Here is an 18,885-nt window from a genome sequence, read left to right on the forward strand (position 1 = left end):
TATTACTCGGTCCAATGAACCTTTGTCAGGTCGTTTGCCTGTATCGGCATGTTCTCCCACAGACCCTGGATCTTTGCGTCCCATACGCCAACCTTCGGAAGCTCGAACAGGAAGCCGTTGACGGCGTCGCGCGCGAGGATTTCCTGCGCCTGCTTATAGAGCGCATTGCGCTTTTCCTGATCCGAATTCAGGTCGAGATCTTCGATGATCTTGTTGAATTCCGGGTTATTGTAGCCGAAATAATAATCCGGTCGCGCGTAGATATCGATATCGTTAGGTTCGGTGTGAGAGATAATCGAAAGGTCGTAATTCTTCTCGTTCAGCACCTGCTTGAGCCATTCTGCCCACTCCAGCGGGACGATTTCCAGATTGATACCGACCTTGCGTAGCTGCGACGCGATAATCTCACCGCCTTGGCGGGCATAGGCTGGCGGGGGAAGTTTCAGCGTCGCGCTGAAGCCCTCCGGCATCCCGGCTTCCGTCAGCAGGGCCTTTGCCTTTTCAATGTCGTGCGGATAAGTGCCTGTCAGATCCTCATAGGCGGGATTGTGCGGCGCGAAGTGCGAGCCGATTGGAACGCCATTGCCGGCCGATGCTCCAAGAATGATCTCGTCGCGGTCGATGGCATGAGCAATCGCCTGGCGAACCTTGAGATTGTCGAAAGGAGCCTTCTTGTTATTCGTAGCGAGGATGGTTTCGCCTTCGGTGGAGCCAATCACCACCTTAAAACGAGGATCGCTCTGGATCAGCGGCAGGGAATCACCAAGCTGCGCATTAGGAAAAGCCTGCACATCGCCGGAAAGCAGAGCTGGCATTGCCGCAGCTGCGTCCGGTATCACGCGGAATTCTACGTTTTCCAGCGCCGCCGGCTCACCCCAGTAATCGGCGAATCTGGAAAGGAAGATTGCCGAGCCTTTCGCCCAGCGGTCGAACTTGAAGGGACCGGTGCCGATCGGCTTTTCGCGATTGGTCTCCGCGCTTTCCGACGCTACGATGATGGCATCGCCAATCCCCAAATTATAGAGGAAGGCGCCTTGGGGGCGCGATAGCGTGACTTTGACGGTAGCCGGATCGACAACTTCTACCGACGAGATCACGGAATAAAGGGTCTTCTGCGGGTTGACGGAGCTTTCCGCACGCGCGCGGTCCAATGTGAATTTCACATCTTCGGCATTAAAATCCGATCCATCGTGAAATTTCACGCCCTCCTGCAATGTGAAGGTATATACCTTGCCGTCCTCGCTCACTTCCCAGCTCTTAGCCAGTTGCGGCTGCACCTGGCCCTTCTCGTCAATGCGGGTAAGGCCCTGGAAAACATTTGCATAAAGCACTTCATCAATGGCGCCGGCTGCCCCAGCGGTCGGATCGAGATGCGGAGGCTCAAGTACGACGCCGAGCACGAGATCAGTGCGAGCTGCAAAGGACGCCGCCGTCGCAGCCAAGGTTAGCGCGGTTGCTGCCAGAAGGGCACCAAGGATCTTCCTCATAATATGCGTTCTCCCATTGCGGCCATTTTCTTGCGTGATTTCGGGCCGGAACCTTCTTGTTTAAGGTTGATCAGATCAGCGCGTCCCTCGCAATAGAATGTTGAGGCCGATAGCCATGACCTTTGCCGCATCCACCATATCCTGAATGCCTACCCATTCATCCGGCTGATGCGCCAGGTCCAGAATTCCCGGACCATAGGCGATGCAATCATAGATATGGCCGATGCGCGCAATATGCTTCTGATCATAGGTTCCCGGCGAGACAACGAACTCCGCGTCCTTGCCGAAGATATCGTGGATGCCATGCCCGATCGCTTGAACGACGGGCGCATCCTTCTCGGTCATCGTCGGCATGACCTCCATCATGTCGCGAATTTCATAGCGGAAATTGGCACGATCCCGCGCAAGGCGATCGAGGAGCGAAATCACTTCGCTCTTGACCTCGCCAAGGTCCTCTTCGATCAGGAACCGGCGATCAATGACCATCTTGCAGGAATCGGGAACATTGGGCGAGGGCAGTCCCGGATAGAAGGCGTCCGTCTGTCCACCATGCAATGAATTGATATTCATGGTCGAGCGGCGCGCGCCTACCGGTGCGACCGGCATTGAGGTGACTTTCCGGTCCAGTGCGGGGAAGAGATCGCGCTCGAAAGCTTCCAGAACTGCGCCCATGTGTCGAATGGCGCTATCTCCCAGAAAAGGCATCGAGCCATGAGCGATGCGCCCCTTGGTTTCAATCTCCGCCCACCAGACGCCTCGGTGTCCGAGACATATCCGATCCTTGTTGAGCGGTTCCGGAATGATAACGTGATCTACGCGGGGTTTCGAAAAGTATCCCTGCTTCGCCAGATAGGCGACACCACCAAATCCGCCGGATTCCTCGTCTACGGTACCAGAAATCTCAATGGCGCCGGAAAAGTCGGGGTAAGCATCTATAAACGCCTCTGCCGCAATAATCGAGGAGGCAAGACCGCCCTTCATGTCGCAGGTGCCGCGCCCATAGACGCGGCCATCCCTGATGATCCCTTCGAACGGATCGACGCTCCAGCCCTCGCCAGCTTCAACCACGTCGATATGCGAGTTGAAATGGACGGTAGGGCCGGGCGAGCGGCCGTCAAAACGCGCAATAATATTGGTGCGCGGATAGCGATCATTGTCCCCCGGCGCACCGATGCCACGCACATATTCTACTTCGAAGCCACGTCTCTTCAGGCGATTACCGATATACTCGGCGCACGGTGTGTAAGCCTCACCTGGTGGGTTGACGGTCGGGAAGCGGATGAGATCGACGGTAAGCTGTGTCAGCTCGTCGATTCGTTTGTCGATAAGATCAAGCACCAAATCCTTCATGCTTGAAATTGAGCAGCAGTTCGAGCGATTGGCAAGCGGATTATGACATTATCGAGCGAAGCTAAGGACGTGTTCTAAGGCACTTCCATCATGCCAGCAGCTATATTCGCATCAACTTTTTTTGCGTCGTTTTGGTGCGCTGAGCTTCCAGCGTTTGTGAAACCACATCCACTGACCCGGATCTTCTCGCACCCATCGCTCAACGATGTCATTCATCATCTGGGCAGATGCAGCAACGTCTATCTTGCCTTCGCCATCGCGCGGCATCTCGATCTTGTCCTCGAGCTCAAGCAGGAAGCGATTGCCGGGCAAGCGCATGCAGCGTGCCGGAAAAACGTCGCAATCATATTGCCGCGTCAGCTTCGGCAAGAGCGGACTGGTTTCACACTCGCGTCCAAAGAAGGTGCCACGAATGCCGTACATGAATTTCTGATCGACCAACGCGCCAATATTCCCGCCCTCATCGAGAATGCGTGCCAGTTGCAGTGCAGCACCGGAACGCGACGCCAGCAGACTGCCGCTCGCTATGTTGCGCCGCTCCATGATATAGCGAGCAATGTAAGGATTGTTTGGCGGGCGAAACATTGCCGTCATCGGCAGGCCGAATGTTGCTGCCGCGACAGGCAATAACTCGAAATTTCCAAGATGACCCGTGAAGAAAATATGCGGTGCGCCTTTTTCGGCAGCGAGTCGTTCGAATATTTCGATGCCCCTGACTTCGACTCGGCCCGGTTTTTGATTATCGGGATGAAAATCGAAGAGCTTGTCGAGAAAGATGTACTCCGCCCCGAGTCTCGCCATGTTGCCCCACATATCGGAGGCAATGGCTTGTACTTCCTGCTCGGACTTTTCGGGAAAGGCCTTGCGGATGTTGTCGAGTGCAACGCGATGGCGTCCAAATAGAGGACCGATCTTTCGCGCCGCGCCGTCGGCGAAGTTGAGCGCCTTGTCGGCGGGCAGCAGGCGCAGACCGCGAATCACCGTTAGCGCCGCCTGAGCGATCAGCCAGTAATTGGCATTGCGCAGAGCCTGACCGATCGTGCTTGCCATAATAGCTCAGCTCATCCGCAGGATGATCTTGCCAAACACGTCGCGACCCTCCATGCGCTCCAGCGCCTTGCTGATCGTTTCGAAAGTTACTTCCGTATCGATGACAGGATGCACGACCCCCGCAGCCATCTTGTCCATGGCGTTGACCATGTTTTCCATGCGGCAGCCGAAAGAACCGAAAATCTTCAGTTGCTGCTGGAACAGCTGCATCAGGTTCATCTGCGTCGAGACACCGGAAGTCGAGCCGCAAGTGACCAGGCGCGCACCGCGCTTCATGCAGAGCATGGAGCCCGCCCATGTGTCGGCACCGACATGTTCGAACACGACGTCAACACCCTTCTTCTTAGTGATCTTGCGCACGACGCCTTCGAATCGGTCGGTGCGATAGTTGATGACGTGATCGGCACCAAGCGCCTTTGCCTTCTCGATCTTGTCGTCAGAGCCGACGGTAGTGATGACTTCGCAGCCCATGCGCTTGGCAAGCTGGATCGCGGCCGTGCCAATTCCCGAACCGCCAGCCTGAACGAGAACCGTCTCACCCGGCTGCAGCCGGGCATTGTCGAAAAGCATATGTTCGACAGTACCGAAGGTCACCGGCGTGACGGCCGCAGCGACGGCATCCACTCCGGGCGGGGCGGGTACCAGAAGACGGGCAGGGAGATTGACTTTCTCCTGCGCGAAACCGTCAAGGTGGAAGCCGTGCACGCCACTCACATGACCACAGAGATTGTCGCGTCCTTCACGACAGTTCTTGCATGTACCGCAAGTACGGGCGCCATAGATCGCCACAAGTTGACCCGGAACAAGGCCCGAAACTCCCGGACCGAGCGTTTCGACCGTACCGGAAGCCTCGGCACCGACAACGAGCGGCATCTTGCGCTTCGCGAAAGCCATGCCGCGCCAGCCCCAAACGTCGATATGATTGAGCGCCACTGCATCGATGCGTACAGTGACTTCGCCCTCGCCGGGAGCTGGAGGAGGGCTAAGCTCGACAGCTTCCAGACGACGATCCTCGACGAGTTGCAGTGCACGCATTTTGGGGGTCCTGTTTCATAGCGTTCGCGCGCCTCAGGGACGCGCAGAAAATTATCCGGCGTCGCGGCCCATGACCAGACAGGTGTTCTGGCCGCCAAAGCCGAAGGAGTTAGACAAGACCGTCTTTACCTCCGCTTTGCGACTCTGATTGGGAACCACGTCAAGTTCGATCGCTGGATCGGGATTGTCATAGTTTATGGTAGGCGGAATAATGCCTTCGCGCATCGTCAACAACGAGAATGCAGCCTCGATAGCGCCGGCTGCCGAAAGTGTGTGACCGATCATCGACTTGTTCGAGGAAATCGGAATCTGCTTGATGCGTTCGCCGAACACAGTCGAAAGCGACAGATGCTCCATCTTGTCGTTTTCAGGCGTGGAAGTTCCATGTGCGTTGATATAATCGATGCCGGTTTCATCCAGTCCCGCGTCGGCAAGCGCTGCACGCACGGCACCTATTGCCGGCGAACCGTCCGGCTTGGAACGTGTGCGATGGAAATCATCCGCTTTCTCACCGCAACCAAGAATGACGCCAAGAATGGTTGCACCGCGCGCTTCTGCGCTTTCCAGGGATTCCAGGACGAGTGCAGCACCGCCTTCCGCGATGACGAACCCGTCGCGATCCTTGGAGAATGGCTTGGACGCTTTTTCCGGCACGTCATTGGAGGTGGAGAGCGCCGATAGAAGAGAAAACCGAATCAATGCTTCGGCGGTCGCGGAACCATCAGCACCAACTGCCAGCGCCCGCGTGGCTTCACCGCGGCGTATGGCTTCGACGCCCAACTGGATCGCCGTCGCGCCCGAGGCACAGGCCGTAGACAGCGTGACCGGCAGACCGCTGATGCCGAAGCGGTCTGCGAGACGATCGGCGATCGTCCCGAACTGCGTCGTTTCGAAAATGTCCGTATCGTTCGAATCGCGCGAGACTGTCAGCAGAGTCTGGATGCCATTTGGCTCCCGTGCTTGCGAATAGAGCGCGATCCGATCGCGCCAGTCAATTTCGACGGGAGGAGCCGCCAGAAACAGCGGGCCGTCCAGCTCGTCAGCAAAACCGGCCTGTCCCAGTGCTTCCTCGGCAGCGCGCTCGGCCAGTTCGTAGGTGAGGGCAGCAGCACCGCTGTTACTCGACGGCAGATAGTCCACCATGCCGGAGATCGTCGTATTCAGATGGTCGTTTGGGAAACGGGTAATACGTTTGATGCCCGACTTGCCGGCAGTGAGTGCCTCCCAATTGGCCTCTTTGCCTGCTCCAAGCGAGGTGACGATGCCGATACCGGTGACGGCCACGATTGGCCTGCCCTGATGATCCGTTTTTGCCATTGTTCTATCGTCCTTACGCAACCGTGACGAGGGCAGCGCCCTCATAGCGGTGATATCCCACGGCGGTAGCAAGAATTGCATTCGGGCTCTTTTCGGCCGTTGCTTCCGCTGCCGAGAGTGCCGGGTAAGCCTTGCCGTTGGAAAGCGAAAGTGCCGCAAGCGCCACTGCAAACGGAAACTGCGCTTCCTTCAGATGTCCCGTCAACGTCGAAAAACCACGGAACGGTGCATCGATGGCCTTAAGGACTTTTGCTTCGGCAGCGGTCGCTTCATGCGCCCCCGACGCACCGGAAATGACGGCATCGGGCTTTAGATCACCCGCGACCTTGGCAAAAAGCGCCGCGAGCTTGTCCGAGAGCTGTGCATTGCCGCGGGCCGAACGTGCGCCTTCGACGCTTGCCAGCGTGGCATATATCTTGGCACCGCGCCTATGGGCATGTTCGCGCGACTCAAGCACCAGGAATGCAGCGCCGGAACCAGAGACAATGCCGCCGCCGGGTTGGCCTTCGCGTTCCCACACGGAGCAGTAGTCGCCGCGATGGAGATAGCGAGCAAGCTCGTAGCCCAGCAGCATGTCGGTGTGTTCAGTGTGGAAGGCACCGCCCACCAGAACATGCGAGGACTGGCCGGATCTGATGCGCGCGGCAGCCGTCGAAACGGCCGAAACGCCTGATCCTTCTTCACCCATGAAAGTGCGCGAAGAACCGGTTACCTTATGGACGATCGAGATATTACCAGCCATCAGATTGGAAAGCTGCGCAAGAAACAGCGTTGGACGCAGCTCGGTTGTCAGCTTCTCATTGAGCAACAGACCATAATCATTTCGCGAAAGAGCCGCGTCCATGATCGACAAGTCAACGGCTTCGTCGCGTTCGCCACCAGCGGCAGCAACGATCATGTCCATAGTCGAACAAAGCGCTTCGTCGCCCTTCATCCCGGCATCGTCGAGCGCCAGGCCAGCCGTATAGGTGCCGAGGCGTTGCCAGTTCTCCATTTGACGCAGATCGCCGCGTTTGGGAATCTGTTGGCTCCAGTCGATCTCGACCAGGGGATGGATCGTGTAAGGGGCGTAGCGGTCGCGGTCTGTGCGCAGCGCGGAAGAGGGCTCATTGAGAGCCTGCCAGTGCGCATCGACGCCTTCCCCGAGCGAGGAGGCCAGACCGATGCCGGTTATGACGACGTCGCGTTCGCTCATGAGATCAGGCTGCGTTCTTGGCGGCAACCAGCGCGTCGATCTTGGCGCAAAGGTTTTTCATGACGAAGTATTCTTCAGTGGAAACTTTGCCGTCGTTGACTTCCTGGGTCCACTTTTCGAGAGGAACCTTGATGCCGAACTCCTTGTCGATCGCAAAGACGATGTCGAGGAAATCGAGACTGTCGATTCCGAGGTCGTCAATCGTATGGCTTTCCGGCGTGATCTTGTCGCGGTCGATCTCGCTGGTTTCAGCAATGATATCCGCTACCTTGTCGAATGTCGTTGTGGACACGTGGTCTGCCTCTCGCATCATTGAAAACTATGGTTGTTCGGCTCTCTAATCGGTTTTTCAGGGCAGGAAAAGGGCGAAATGCCTTTTGCCCTCATGTCAATTGCTACAAAGCAACCGGAGAATTCTTGAAATCTGCCATCAGCGAAAGATAATTTTTCCCAGAACCCGCATGCTTTCGCCATCTCCTTCTACGATGACTGCTTCTCCTTCGCGGGCGCTCTGACCGGTCAGCGAACGGATGTTGGAAAGATGAGTAATGAAGATGGCATTTCCAGATCGCGGGCTTGCTGCAAGCGTCTGTTTCATCGTCGCTATCTGTCTTTCGTCCGGCGCGCTCTCGTCCAGGGAATCGAATGCCGTATTGATCTCTAGTTCCTCGTACGGAAATGCCGAACGCGCCGTTTCCACGGCTGCGCAATATTCGCTGGAGACGATACGCTCGATCGGGGCGGCACGTGTGGCAAAAAGCGCGCCCATGCGTCGCGCCTGCAGCTTTCCCTGTTCAGTAAGGCGATTCTGGGTCGAACAGTCGTTCGGGTCGACAAGAGCGTCGTTCGCGCCTCCCATCGTCATCGCATGCCGAATCAAAACCGTATGTCCACCGCTGCGCAACAAAGCCCAACCTGCCTCGGTCGCATTTGCGGAAAAAACGCCTGCTGAGAGAATGACAGCGGCAAGGCCGATCGTTGTTCTGATATGTTTAAAAACTGCCCTCATACGACCCCGTGCCTTTTCATTGAACATATAGGCACTCAAAGGGGGACGCAAAAGGCTTTGAGATTCTCATATCTCGAACAGAACCGGCCAGGAAACCCTGGATCGTTAAACCCGATGCCGATATCTGTGTTCAATCGTCATTGCTGGCGTTCAATTCTTCAGGGTGCGTACCTTCATCCACAATTGTCATGGAGCGGCCGGGCTTTGTTCGTGCCCATTCGTCAAGGACGGTGGCAATCGCGACCGAACGCGTTGGAGACGGTTGGCGTTTCACGCGCCAATCATCGAGAGCTGCGATGATTGTGTCCGATAGTTCGACAGTGATTGAGTTCCCGGACACAGTCGTTCCTCCTTCTTGCAATGGCTGAAAATCAAAGGGAAACGAGCCAAAAGGTTCCGTTACGTCTTCGAGCCGGAACCCTCTTCCTGCGTCAGGCGTCGGTCGGTGAAATTCAGACGGTTTGCGCTGATGGGCTCCACGAGACGGCGGATATCCGGCTCGCGTTCGAGGAGCGCGCCGAGCTCCTGCATCTGGTTTGTCGCGATGAGCTTGAGTATGTCGTCGCGTACCGTTCCGTCTCCGCGACGTGGCAGCTCTGAAACAGGCTGCACCAGTTCCACCTTCTGGCCCTTCAACTTCGAGCGTAAGCTTGCCTCATCCGCCGTCGTTTCGACGAAAGCGTAGATGCCGACGCCTTTTGCGGGGAGCGAATAAAGCGAGAGGGCAACATCGCTGACGCGCGCATCGGTACGTAGCGCGGAGATGATCGCCGGACCTTCGCGGTCGATCCGGTCGCCCGTACCTTCGCCATCCGACCAGTTGAATAACCCGCGTGTGACGAAATTATAGAGGCGCTTGCCGGTGTTGAACCAGATTTGCGATGGAAGGGAGCGCTTTGCCAGTACACGCTTCTCCATCGGCGTCATGGCTTCAGGGAAGAAGGCACGCTTCTGCTTCAGCAGGTGGCGAAAATCCTCATAGGCCATGAAGCGGTAGATCGCTCCGCGCGAACGATGCACGGAGGCGAGCTGAAAATCGATTACTGCCGCAAGCCCTTCTGGCGTCATTAGCCAATTCTGAGGTTTGGCGAGATCATTATGCGTCACGCCGCGCCGGCGCATGGCGCGCAGCAGCCTATGGGCGCTGCGATAGAATTCCGCGTGGGCGGGACGTGCCAGATGTAGTGGAGAGCCATCGGTCCATGAGCGGTAGAGACCATCCTTGTCGGTCGCAATCAGCTGCGGCACGCCCTCTATTCCTTTGACCTGTTTAAGGCCCCGAATCTCGCGCCTTGCCAGAAACCAGGCAAGTGGCTTCGACCACCAGGGTGCCGCGCTGACGACACGACGAATGATGCGCGTTTCCGGCTCGTTCTCGAAATGCCCAACTCGGGTCTCCGAAAACACGTCGCGCTTGAACACTGCGGTGGCGACAAATTTATGCACGGTGTTACGCGTCACGAATACGAGATCCTTACCTAAGCGATTTAGCGATCTTATGAAGCCATCCGCTGGAAATGACAACCGCAGGGCTGGTGGAACGCACGCGCTTCGGTTGACTTACTCCTTCATCATGAAAGGAAGGAAGATGACAACACAGCCCAATGACTGGCTCGAAGAAAAGACGCCTGAAGACCGCGCGGTCCGTTATCTGGTCGAACACACGGATGTTTCACCGTTGCAGGCTAAGGATCTCGTCAGCAGGCATGGCAGCGATATCAGCAAATTGATGGAGATCGCCAAGACCATCAAGGCTGAAGGCTGATCAGAACGGACCTTTAAAGATGAAGAAGGCTCCCAGGCAGATGAACGCGAAGCCGATGGCGTGGTTTATCGTGATCTGTTCGCCAAGATAGGTAACAGAAAATGCGACGAAGACCGTCAGCGTGATGACTTCCTGGATCGTTTTCAACTGCGCTGCGCTGTAAACCTCGTGTCCGATGCGGTTGGCGGGGACGGCCAGGCAATATTCCAGGAAGGCGATTAACCAACTTGCGACGATGACGATCCAGAGCGGTTTCGACGTGAATTTCAGGTGGCCGTACCATGCAAACGTCATGAAGATGTTCGAGACGAGCAAAAGCAGAACAGGGGAGATATATGGGCGCAATTTCAACTACTCAGGAGGGGGAAGCATGGCTATTTGACAAGATTCCTGGCGAATAGCCATGCCCGCTCATCCCAGATTCGCTAACGGAAACAAATTCTATTTTCCTGTCAGTTCTTTTCGCCGTCCTTAGGGTCATCATAGATGAAGGCCGAAGCAGCGCTCGCTGGCAGTTTCTCCAGAATGTCGTGAGATAGACCTATCCGCAACGCCTCAATGTCTCCGATATAGCGCGAGTAGAACTCACTGCGAAACATCGTGTCAATTTCATCTCCGCTCAATGTCATGCAGGAGGTGTAGGCTTTTTGCGTTGCGGCATGCATTATGTCGAAATGCTCGGCAAGCTTCTTTGCGCTGTCCGGCTTCAAATGCTCGATAATGTCCATCCCAACCGGGTGCACGAAGAAGTAAGCGCCATCTACGACGGCACGGTTTGCGCCCGCACAATAAATCTCAACTGCGGCTGACCCCGTTACTCCGACATTGATAGTCTGTACAGGAATGGGGGAACTCTTTATCGCCCAGAAAGCCGCGTGCGCGGCATTCACTTCGCCGCCCCAACTGTTGATGAAGAGATTGATTCTCTTCGTCCCGGGATAGTTGATATTGATGGTGTCGAGAACAGACTCGAGTTCTGAAACCTTGTGATGCGTCACGTTCCCGCTGAAGTGAATGCCCACATCATTGCCATCGACGCCGTTGGCATCATCAGGTCCGATGAAATTGGTGGCGGCATCGCCACCTGTGGCTGTGAAAGAAAGCAGGCTCGCAATGGCGAGTGTTTTGAATTTTTTCATGAAAATGCAATCAAATCTAATGAAATAAGTAACTGGTGCGGGCGGCGGGACTTGAACCCGCATGGCCGAAGCCTCCGGATTTTAAGTCCGGTGTGTATACCATTTCACCACGCCCGCAGGCTGCGCTGTGCCTTATGTCACAGCTTACGTACAGCGCACAAGATCACGTTGCGTGATCCTTACGCGAAAATTCCTATCGACCATTACCCGATGCGGCAATCCGAGCCACAGAAAGAGGGGTAGTTATGATGATGCTCGCGGCTGAACTCAATGTCTGGCCAAGGCCTCGCGCAAGACCATCCACACCACTGGCGATGTTGCCATCCGATGCGGCGCTGAGTTCGTCGTCCCGTTCCAATTGCTGGCCCAGCATTTTGATGAGTTCTGGATTTTCCGCGAAACGCGTATGGCCAAGCGGGTCGCCGCCCGACACACTGCTGACGTCCACAGCAATAATACCGAGTTCCGCTATATCTTTGGCGTCGGAGATGCCCCCGAGACGCGGCCGATTACCGGCGATAAGACCGGAAAGACTAAGCGCGCGATCATTTTTCGAATACATGAGTATGAACGGCTTTTCCGGTTTCCCGATGCGTCGCATCTGTGTCTTGAAGACGTCGACGTCAATATCGGGTGAGGCGAGTAGAACGTCGCCTAGCCGCTCGCGCATCTTCGTCTCCTTCGCGAGGGCCATCTGGCGGAATGTCTCCATCAGGAGCCAGTTTCCCATAGAATGGGCAATGACATCGATCCGTGTTGCGCCATTGGCAGAAAGCATGCGGAACGTTTCTTCCAGAGAGTCGCGCGCCATAGTTGCGGAATTATTGTCGTAGACGTAGTCGATCAACCGACCGGCTGAAGCCCAGGTAAAGAGGAACGGCGTGCCGCCATAGCCTGAGTCATGCACGATCTGCGTCATGCGGTATACGGATTCGTCAAAATAGGTATTGTAACCGTGGACGAACAGAAGAACGCGACCATTCGTCTTGCGTATCTGCTCTGAAAGACGCGGTGAGATCGCCGCGCGATCCTGGTAGGCTTCCATCTTTACCGCCGTGAAATATTCGTGCGGCTTGAGGATGCTTGTTGTTGGGCGCTCGAGATGCCCCGTCTTGTGCGTAAGCGGGACGCTTATTGTAACCGTGGCATAGCTCATGCCGTCGGAACGAAGCCCTCCATAGATTTCCCGTGGCTTCTCTGCTTTCTTGCGCGTCGTTGCAACGAATATCTCGTGAATGCCAGCAACTTCGACACGCCCAAGATTGTAGGGCATCCTTCCCATGATCTCACGCGCGTTTTCGCCGACACAACCGCTCAGGATGAGTGCGCTCAACAGCGGGAAAATCAGCCGTGATTTGAGGAAACGAAGATGCATTTCTCGACCTTGAACAAAGAACGGTACTTCAACCGCGCCAGAATGCTGGCGAAAACATGATCAGTACAACGAGAATTTCCAGACGACCCAATAACATAAGTAGCGCCAATATCCACTTGGCCATATCAGGAAGCGGCGCAAAATTGCCTGCCGGACCAATAATATCGCCAAATCCCGGCCCCACATTGGTCAGCGCCGTTAATGCACCTGTAATGGATGTGAGGAGGTCGAGACCTGTCGCAGCAAGGAGTACGGTCGAGATCGCCCATATTACCAGGAACGAGGCTATAAACATCATCACAGCCCGTTGCATGTCCGTATCGATGATACGATCACCATATCGGACGCTTGCCACTGAGTTCGGATAGATCAGTTTGCGCAAGCCTATGCCCATCATCTTGAACAGGATCAGAAAACGATAAGCCTTGATGCCGCCGGCTGTCGAACCTGAACAGCCACCGAGGAAGGTGGCGACGAAGAGACAGGCTACGGCGAACGGTCCCCATAATGTGTAGTCGTCGCTGACGAAGCCAGTGGTGGTAATAATCGACACGACATTAAAAGCGCTATGCGTGACGGCAGATAGGAGCGAGGCGCCGTTGCTCACCCTCAAATAGACTGCCGCTATGATGATGATCGATAATGTGTAGAAGGCATAGACCAGGATTTGCGGATCGCGCAGGGCTTCAAAACGACCACGCAACGCGAAAAGGATGAGAATGGAGAAGGGCAACCCGCCTATGAACATGAAAATAGTGCTTACCCAGAGGATCGCGTAGTTTCCGCCAAAAAAGCCAAAGGATGAGTCGTGAGTAGAAAAGCCCCCGGTGGCCAGCGTTGCCATGGCGTGGTTGATCGAATCGAACCCACCCATGCCGGCAGCCGAGTAAGCGAGGGCGCAAAGCAGCGTCAAACCGCCATAAATGCCAAAGATGGACAGCGTGAAGGTTGCGACCCGCGCATATGGCCGGTCCTGGATATCGGAGGATTCCATTTTGAAATAGGTGACGCCGCCCACCTTCAGGAACGGCAGCAGGAAGAGGCCAAGGGCGATCACCCCCAAGCCGCCAGCCCAGTTCAAGATCGACCGCCACATGAGAATTCCCGGTGGCAGGTGGTCTAGCCCGGTAATTACGGTGGAACCAGTCGTGGTTACAGCGGAAACCGCTTCGAAGAGGGCGTCTGTAAGGCTGAGATTGAGCGATCCACCCATGAGGGGAAGGGCACCCGCGGCTGCCATTGTCAGCCACAGCATGTTTATCAGGAGAAAGCCGAAACGTGGCGTGACCGCGGGTTGTGCGCCATGCGTGGCCAACGCAACCGCGAGGGAAAATCCACCCAGCACAAGCGCGGACAATGCAAACACCTGCCAGTCGCTATTGCCATAGTAGAGATCGACAGCTGCTGGAATCAGCATCGCGACGGACAGATAAAGCGCAAATATCGCGGCGATATGGATAGCAGCGCGTAGGGCAAGCCTGTTCAAGGAAACATCCCGACTGTTCAAGAAATGCCAGCATTGCACCAGCCAAGCCGCGCAAGAGTGGCGCGGCCCCGTAGAATATGCAATAGCGGCATCCGCGTACCCAACAGTTTTGCATACGAGAAAACAGCTGACGGTGCGTACGCAAGCAAAGCAGGCCGGATGCATCGACGATTCGACACCTGCGATCACGAACTGTCGATCAAAAGGAGAGCAAGACGATGACGCAATTTCTCGACAATGTGAGAAGCGCTCGAATTGCGATTGACGGTTTGTTCGAGCCGACGCCGTTGCAGGAAAACCCCTATCTCTCCCGTAAGTATAATGCCCGCATTTTTCTGAAGCGTGAGGATCTGACACCTGTGCGCTCCTACAAGTTGCGCGGCGCGTTCAATTTCATCCGCAAGGCACTGGAAAACGGTAGCAATAACGCTGTTTTCACCTGCGCATCCGCTGGCAATCACGCACAGGGATTTGCCTATGCTTGCCGCTTCTTTGGTCGCAAGGGGGTCGTTTTCATGCCGGTCACGACGCCGCAGCAGAAGATAGACAAGACGCGCATGTTCGGTGGGGAATTCGTCGAGATCCGCCTCGTCGGCGACTATTTCGATGCATGCTATCGCGCATCGCAGCAATTTGCAGCCGACAGCGGCGCGCACATGGTGCCGCCCTTCGATCATGAGGATATCATCGAGGGACAGGCGACTGTCGGTCTGGAAGTTATCGATCAGATCGAGTCGGAGCCTGATCTCGTCATCCTGCCCGTTGGCGGCGGAGGCCTTGCCGCCGGCATTACGCGCATCTTGCGTGAAAAGGGCTGGAAGAGTGAAATTCTTTTCGTCGAGCCCGTAGGGGCTCCCAGTTTGAAAAGCAGCCTGGCTAAGGGCGAAGTCACGCGACTGACCAGTGTCGACACTTTTGTCGATGGGGCATCGGTCGCAGAGATAGGCAGGACGAATTTCTCGCACCTGCAACAGTTCTCGGAAGGTCATGTCCAGCTGGTGCCGGAAAACCGAATCTGCTCGACCATTCTCGAAATGCTCAATGTGGAAGGCGTTGTGCTGGAGCCTGCAGGTGCCATGTCCATTGATGCGCTGAAAGACGTGCCCCGCGAAAAGATCGACGGGAAAACGGTTCTCTGTGTCGTTTCTGGTGGCAATTTTGACTTCGAGCGTCTGCCGGAAGTCAAGGAGCGTGCTATGCGCTTCGAGGGGCAGAAGAAATATTTCATCTTCCGCTTCCCGCAGCGCCCCGGCATGTTGCGCGAATTCCTGGACATGCTTGGTCCGGATGACGATGTGGCACGCTTCGAGTACTTGAAAAAGACCGCTCGCAACTTCGGCTCGGTATTGATTGGCATTGAAACCACGAATGCTGCCAATTTCAGTGCATTGATCGCCAAGTTCGACGAATCCGGTCTGCAATACCAGGATATAACCAATGATGAGACCATCTCCGGCCTCATCATCTAGCCATTCATAATGCCGGCACATGTTGCCGGTATTGTTGCCCGCAAGAAAAAGCCGCCGCAGATGATTTCTGCGGCGGCTTTTTCAACTCAGAAAGATTTAGCGCTTGTCGATCGATACATAGTCACGGGTCGGCTCGCCGGTGTAGAGCTGACGCGGACGGCCGATCTTCTGGCTCGGATCTTCAATCATTTCCTTCCACTGCGCGATCCAGCCGACGGTGCGCGCGAGCGCGAACAGCACGGTGAACATGGTGGTGGGGAAGCCGAGGGCCTTGAGCGTGATACCCGAGTAGAAGTCGATGTTTGGATAGAGCTTCTTTTCGATGAAATACTCGTCGGTCAGCGCGATCTTCTCGAGTTCCATCGCCACGTCGAGCAGCGGATCGTCCTTGATGCCCAGTTCCTTCAAAACCTCATGCGTTGTCTTCTGCATGATCTTGGCGCGCGGATCATAGTTCTTGTAGACGCGGTGACCGAAGCCCATCAGACGGAACGGATCATTCTTGTCCTTCGCCTTGGCGATATATTCGGGAATGCGATCGACCGAACCGATCTCGGCCAGCATGTTGAGCGCTGCTTCGTTTGCACCGCCATGTGCGGGGCCCCAGAGGCAGGCAATGCCGGCAGCAATACAAGCAAACGGATTGGCTCCTGAAGAACCGGCAAGGCGAACAGTCGAAGTGGAGGCGTTCTGCTCGTGATCGGCATGCAGGATGAAGATGCGTTCCATCGCGCGTGCCAGAACGGGGCTGACCTTGTACTCCTCGCACGGCACGGCAAAGCACATGTGCAGGAAGTTTTCGGCGTAGCTCAGATTGTTCTTCGGATACACGAATGGCTGGCCGACATGATATTTGTACGCCATCGCAGCAATCGTCGGCATCTTGGCGATGAGACGGATCGAGGCGATCATACGCTGCTGCGGGTCGGAAATGTCGGTAGAGTCGTGATAGAAGGCGGACATCGCGCCGACGACGCCACACATGACAGCCATTGGATGCGCATCGCGACGGAAGCCGCGATAAAGCCAGACCATCTGCTCATGAACCATAGTGTGACGCGTGACGCGCTCGTCAAAGTCGGCCTTCTGGGCCTTCGTTGGGAGTTCGCCATAGAGAAGCAGATAGCATGCTTCGAGGAAGTCGCCATTTTCGGCAAGTTGCTCGATCGGATAGCCGCGATGCAGCAGAACGCCTTCATCGCCATCAATGTAGGTGATTTTGGATTCGCAGCTGGCGGTCGACGTAAAGCCGGGATCGTAAGTGAACGCGCCAGTCTGCTTATAGAGCGAAGCGATATCAATTACGTCCGGACCGACTGTGCCTTTGCGAACCTTCAATTCGTGAGTTTCGTCACCAAATTGCAGTTTAGCTGTCGATTCGGTCATTAAAAACTCCTTCTCATACTGCGCCGTCGGTGATCGAACCTGCGCAAAAGGTTGCAATTCCACAACTGCAGCCGATGCCGGCTGTGCCTGAATGTCGCATGTGCTAGCGCATTTCCATGTCGCTGCCAAGACAACCAAAAGGCTCGAGTTGAACCATTGCGATCTTTTGATGGCGCAAAGCCGTTTCGCTTGAAATGCAGTTCAAATTATGGACCAGATCACCCGATTTACACGATGATTGCCTTGATTTTATTACTGAAACGATAGCTGCGGCATACCGACATGGAAAGGAAAAATGATCAGCCATGCAAACTAAATCATGAAGCTGATATTAGAAACCCGGCTTCGAAGCCGGGTTCCATGCAAACTTAACCGATCTGATCACCTATACGTGCAAGGCTTTCGTCTCGTCCAAGGACGGCCAGCACGTCAAACACACCTGGAGACGTGCCCCGCCCGGTCAATGCAGCACGCAACGGTTGCGCAATCTGCCCGAGCTTGATGCTTTCATCCTCGGACAATGCACGGATCGCAGCTTCCGTGTTTTCCGCGTTCCAGTCATTTATGGTTTCGAGCCGGTCCTTGGCTTTGGCAAGAATGGCCTTTGCATCCGGTGAAAGAATGGAAGTCGCCTTTTCGTCGAGCGGCAACGGCCGTTGGGCAACGAGAAAACGTGCTCCATCAGCCAATTCCACCAGCGTCTTTGCGCGGTCCTTGAGGCCAGACATGGCAGCGAGAAGCTGCGCCTTTACATTGTCATTCAGCCCGTCGCGAAGCGCTTCCGCGTTCTCGAGATAGGGCAGTGTCTCAATCAACGCTTTGCACAGCTCGGCATCGTCCATCTGGCGCATGTGCAGGCCATTGAGCGCTTCCAGTTTCTTGAAGTCGAAGCGTGCGGCACCCTTATTGACATCTTTGATATCGAACCAGGAGATCATGTCGGGAGTGGACATGACTTCATCGTCGCCATGGCTCCATCCGAGCCGCGCGAGATAGTTCCGAAGTGCGGCTGGTAGATAGCCCATCGCGCGATAGGCCTCGACGCCGAGAGCACCGTGACGCTTGGAAAGCTTGGCGCCGTCTGCGCCGTGGATGAGCGGAATATGCGCCATCTTCGGCACGGCCCAGCCCATTGCATTAAAGAGGATCGTCTGGCGCGCGGCGTTGGTCAGGTGATCGTCGCCGCGAATAATATGCGTGATGCCCATGTCGTGATCATCGACGACGACTGCCAGCATGTAAGTCGGCGTGCCGTCGGAGCGCAGGATCACCATGTCGTCGAGATCTTTGTTCGGAAAGCGAACGGTGCCCTGAACAAGATCATCCACAATGGTTTCGCCATCGAGCGGCGCCTTGATGCGCACGACGGGCCGGACGCCTTCGGGAGCGTCCGAAGCGGGGCGATCTCGCCAGCGACCGTCATAACGTGGTGGCTTGCCTTCCGCCTTGGCTTTCTCACGCATCTCTGTCAGCTCTTCTGGCGAGGCGTAGCAATAATAGGCTTTGCCGGCAGCAACCAGTTCATGCGCTACTTCGGCATGACGTGCAACGCGGGAAAATTGCGAGACCGGCTCGCCGTCCCATTTCAGGCCGAGCCAGTCGAGACCCTCAAGGATGGCCGCGGTCGCTGCGTCGCTGGAGCGTTCGCGGTCCGTATCTTCAATGCGCAACAGCATCTTTCCGCCCCGGTTCTTTGCATAGAGCCAGTTGAACAGCGCCGTGCGCGCGCCGCCAATATGGAGATAGCCGGTGGGAGAAGGGGCGAAACGAAGCACGATTTCATCGGACATTGAAAAACACTCGTATGGGTAGAAGAAGCGCG

The 18,885-nt window shown here is 55.8% G+C and carries 18 protein-coding genes and 1 tRNA gene; 2 read left to right on the forward strand and 17 right to left on the reverse strand.

Features of this window, described 5'->3' with window-relative positions; translation table 11 throughout:
- Positions 1-2: 2 nt before the first annotated feature.
- From IE151_RS00520 to IE151_RS00565, 10 genes are all read right to left on the reverse strand, one after another.
- Positions 3-1,487 carry an ABC transporter substrate-binding protein gene (locus IE151_RS00520; protein WP_189486755.1) on the reverse strand — a complete coding sequence of 495 codons (1,485 nt, stop codon included), beginning with the start codon at positions 1,485-1,487 and terminating at the stop codon, positions 3-5.
- Positions 1,488-1,562: 75 nt separating this feature from the next.
- Positions 1,563-2,825, reverse strand: a complete 1,263-nt coding sequence (locus IE151_RS00525; RefSeq protein WP_382344705.1) for an acetylornithine deacetylase/succinyl-diaminopimelate desuccinylase family protein — start codon at positions 2,823-2,825, stop codon at positions 1,563-1,565.
- 123 nt (positions 2,826-2,948) lie between these two features.
- Positions 2,949-3,887 (reverse strand): lipid A biosynthesis lauroyl acyltransferase, encoded by a 939-nt coding sequence (locus tag IE151_RS00530; protein ID WP_189486759.1) that lies wholly within the window; start codon positions 3,885-3,887, stop codon positions 2,949-2,951.
- A 6-nt stretch (positions 3,888-3,893) separates the two neighbouring features.
- Positions 3,894-4,922, reverse strand: coding sequence for a zinc-binding dehydrogenase (locus IE151_RS00535; RefSeq protein ID WP_189486761.1), 1,029 nt, complete (start codon positions 4,920-4,922; stop codon positions 3,894-3,896).
- A gap of 51 nt (positions 4,923-4,973) precedes the next feature.
- The gene (locus IE151_RS00540) at positions 4,974-6,239 is read right to left on the reverse strand and encodes a beta-ketoacyl-ACP synthase (RefSeq protein ID WP_189486763.1); all 1,266 of its coding nucleotides are present in this window, start codon (positions 6,237-6,239) and stop codon (positions 4,974-4,976) included.
- 13 nt (positions 6,240-6,252) lie between these two features.
- Positions 6,253-7,434 carry a beta-ketoacyl-ACP synthase gene (locus IE151_RS00545; RefSeq protein WP_189486766.1) on the reverse strand — a complete coding sequence of 394 codons (1,182 nt, stop codon included), beginning with the start codon at positions 7,432-7,434 and terminating at the stop codon, positions 6,253-6,255.
- Between the two features lie 4 nt (positions 7,435-7,438).
- On the reverse strand, positions 7,439-7,726 hold the full coding sequence (locus IE151_RS00550; protein WP_244636551.1) for an acyl carrier protein: 288 nt from the start codon (positions 7,724-7,726) through the stop codon (positions 7,439-7,441).
- 138 nt (positions 7,727-7,864) lie between these two features.
- The gene (locus IE151_RS00555; RefSeq protein WP_189486767.1) at positions 7,865-8,443 is read right to left on the reverse strand and encodes a histidine phosphatase family protein; all 579 of its coding nucleotides are present in this window, start codon (positions 8,441-8,443) and stop codon (positions 7,865-7,867) included.
- A 130-nt stretch (positions 8,444-8,573) separates the two neighbouring features.
- A complete protein-coding gene (locus IE151_RS00560) occupies positions 8,574-8,783 on the reverse strand; it encodes a hypothetical protein (protein WP_189486769.1) in 210 nt (69 codons plus the stop codon).
- A 59-nt stretch (positions 8,784-8,842) separates the two neighbouring features.
- A complete protein-coding gene (locus IE151_RS00565; protein ID WP_189486771.1) occupies positions 8,843-9,904 on the reverse strand; it encodes a phosphotransferase in 1,062 nt (353 codons plus the stop codon).
- A 127-nt stretch (positions 9,905-10,031) separates the two neighbouring features.
- Between IE151_RS00565 and IE151_RS00570 the strand changes: the two genes are divergently transcribed.
- A complete protein-coding gene (locus tag IE151_RS00570) occupies positions 10,032-10,208 on the forward strand; it encodes a hypothetical protein (protein ID WP_189486773.1) in 177 nt (58 codons plus the stop codon).
- On the opposite strand, the gene IE151_RS00575 is transcribed toward IE151_RS00570, so the two are convergent.
- The 5 genes from IE151_RS00575 to IE151_RS00595 form a co-directional block, all read right to left on the reverse strand.
- Positions 10,209-10,559, reverse strand: a complete 351-nt coding sequence (locus IE151_RS00575; RefSeq protein ID WP_210310846.1) for a DMT family protein — start codon at positions 10,557-10,559, stop codon at positions 10,209-10,211.
- 101 nt (positions 10,560-10,660) lie between these two features.
- Entirely contained in the window at positions 10,661-11,347 is a 687-nt protein-coding gene (locus IE151_RS00580; protein WP_210310847.1) for an ATP-dependent Clp protease proteolytic subunit, read from the reverse strand.
- A gap of 33 nt (positions 11,348-11,380) precedes the next feature.
- Positions 11,381-11,464: transfer RNA gene (locus IE151_RS00585), tRNA-Leu, on the reverse strand.
- Between the two features lie 76 nt (positions 11,465-11,540).
- The gene (locus IE151_RS00590; RefSeq protein ID WP_189486779.1) at positions 11,541-12,722 is read right to left on the reverse strand and encodes an alpha/beta hydrolase; all 1,182 of its coding nucleotides are present in this window, start codon (positions 12,720-12,722) and stop codon (positions 11,541-11,543) included.
- 28 nt (positions 12,723-12,750) lie between these two features.
- On the reverse strand, positions 12,751-14,208 hold the full coding sequence (locus IE151_RS00595; protein ID WP_189486781.1) for a TrkH family potassium uptake protein: 1,458 nt from the start codon (positions 14,206-14,208) through the stop codon (positions 12,751-12,753).
- 218 nt (positions 14,209-14,426) lie between these two features.
- Between IE151_RS00595 and ilvA the strand changes: the two genes are divergently transcribed.
- The gene (ilvA, locus tag IE151_RS00600) at positions 14,427-15,677 is read left to right on the forward strand and encodes a threonine ammonia-lyase IlvA (protein ID WP_189486783.1); all 1,251 of its coding nucleotides are present in this window, start codon (positions 14,427-14,429) and stop codon (positions 15,675-15,677) included.
- A 96-nt stretch (positions 15,678-15,773) separates the two neighbouring features.
- On the opposite strand, the gene gltA is transcribed toward ilvA, so the two are convergent.
- Positions 15,774-17,063 carry a citrate synthase gene (gene gltA, locus IE151_RS00605; protein ID WP_189486786.1) on the reverse strand — a complete coding sequence of 430 codons (1,290 nt, stop codon included), beginning with the start codon at positions 17,061-17,063 and terminating at the stop codon, positions 15,774-15,776.
- A 368-nt stretch (positions 17,064-17,431) separates the two neighbouring features.
- Positions 17,432-18,853 carry a glutamate--tRNA ligase gene (gene gltX / locus IE151_RS00610; RefSeq protein WP_189486788.1) on the reverse strand — a complete coding sequence of 474 codons (1,422 nt, stop codon included), beginning with the start codon at positions 18,851-18,853 and terminating at the stop codon, positions 17,432-17,434.
- Between the last annotated feature and the right edge of the window lie 32 nt (positions 18,854-18,885).

The organism is Limoniibacter endophyticus, assembly GCF_014652835.1.
Classification (GTDB): Bacteria; Pseudomonadota; Alphaproteobacteria; order Rhizobiales; family Rhizobiaceae; genus Limoniibacter; species Limoniibacter endophyticus.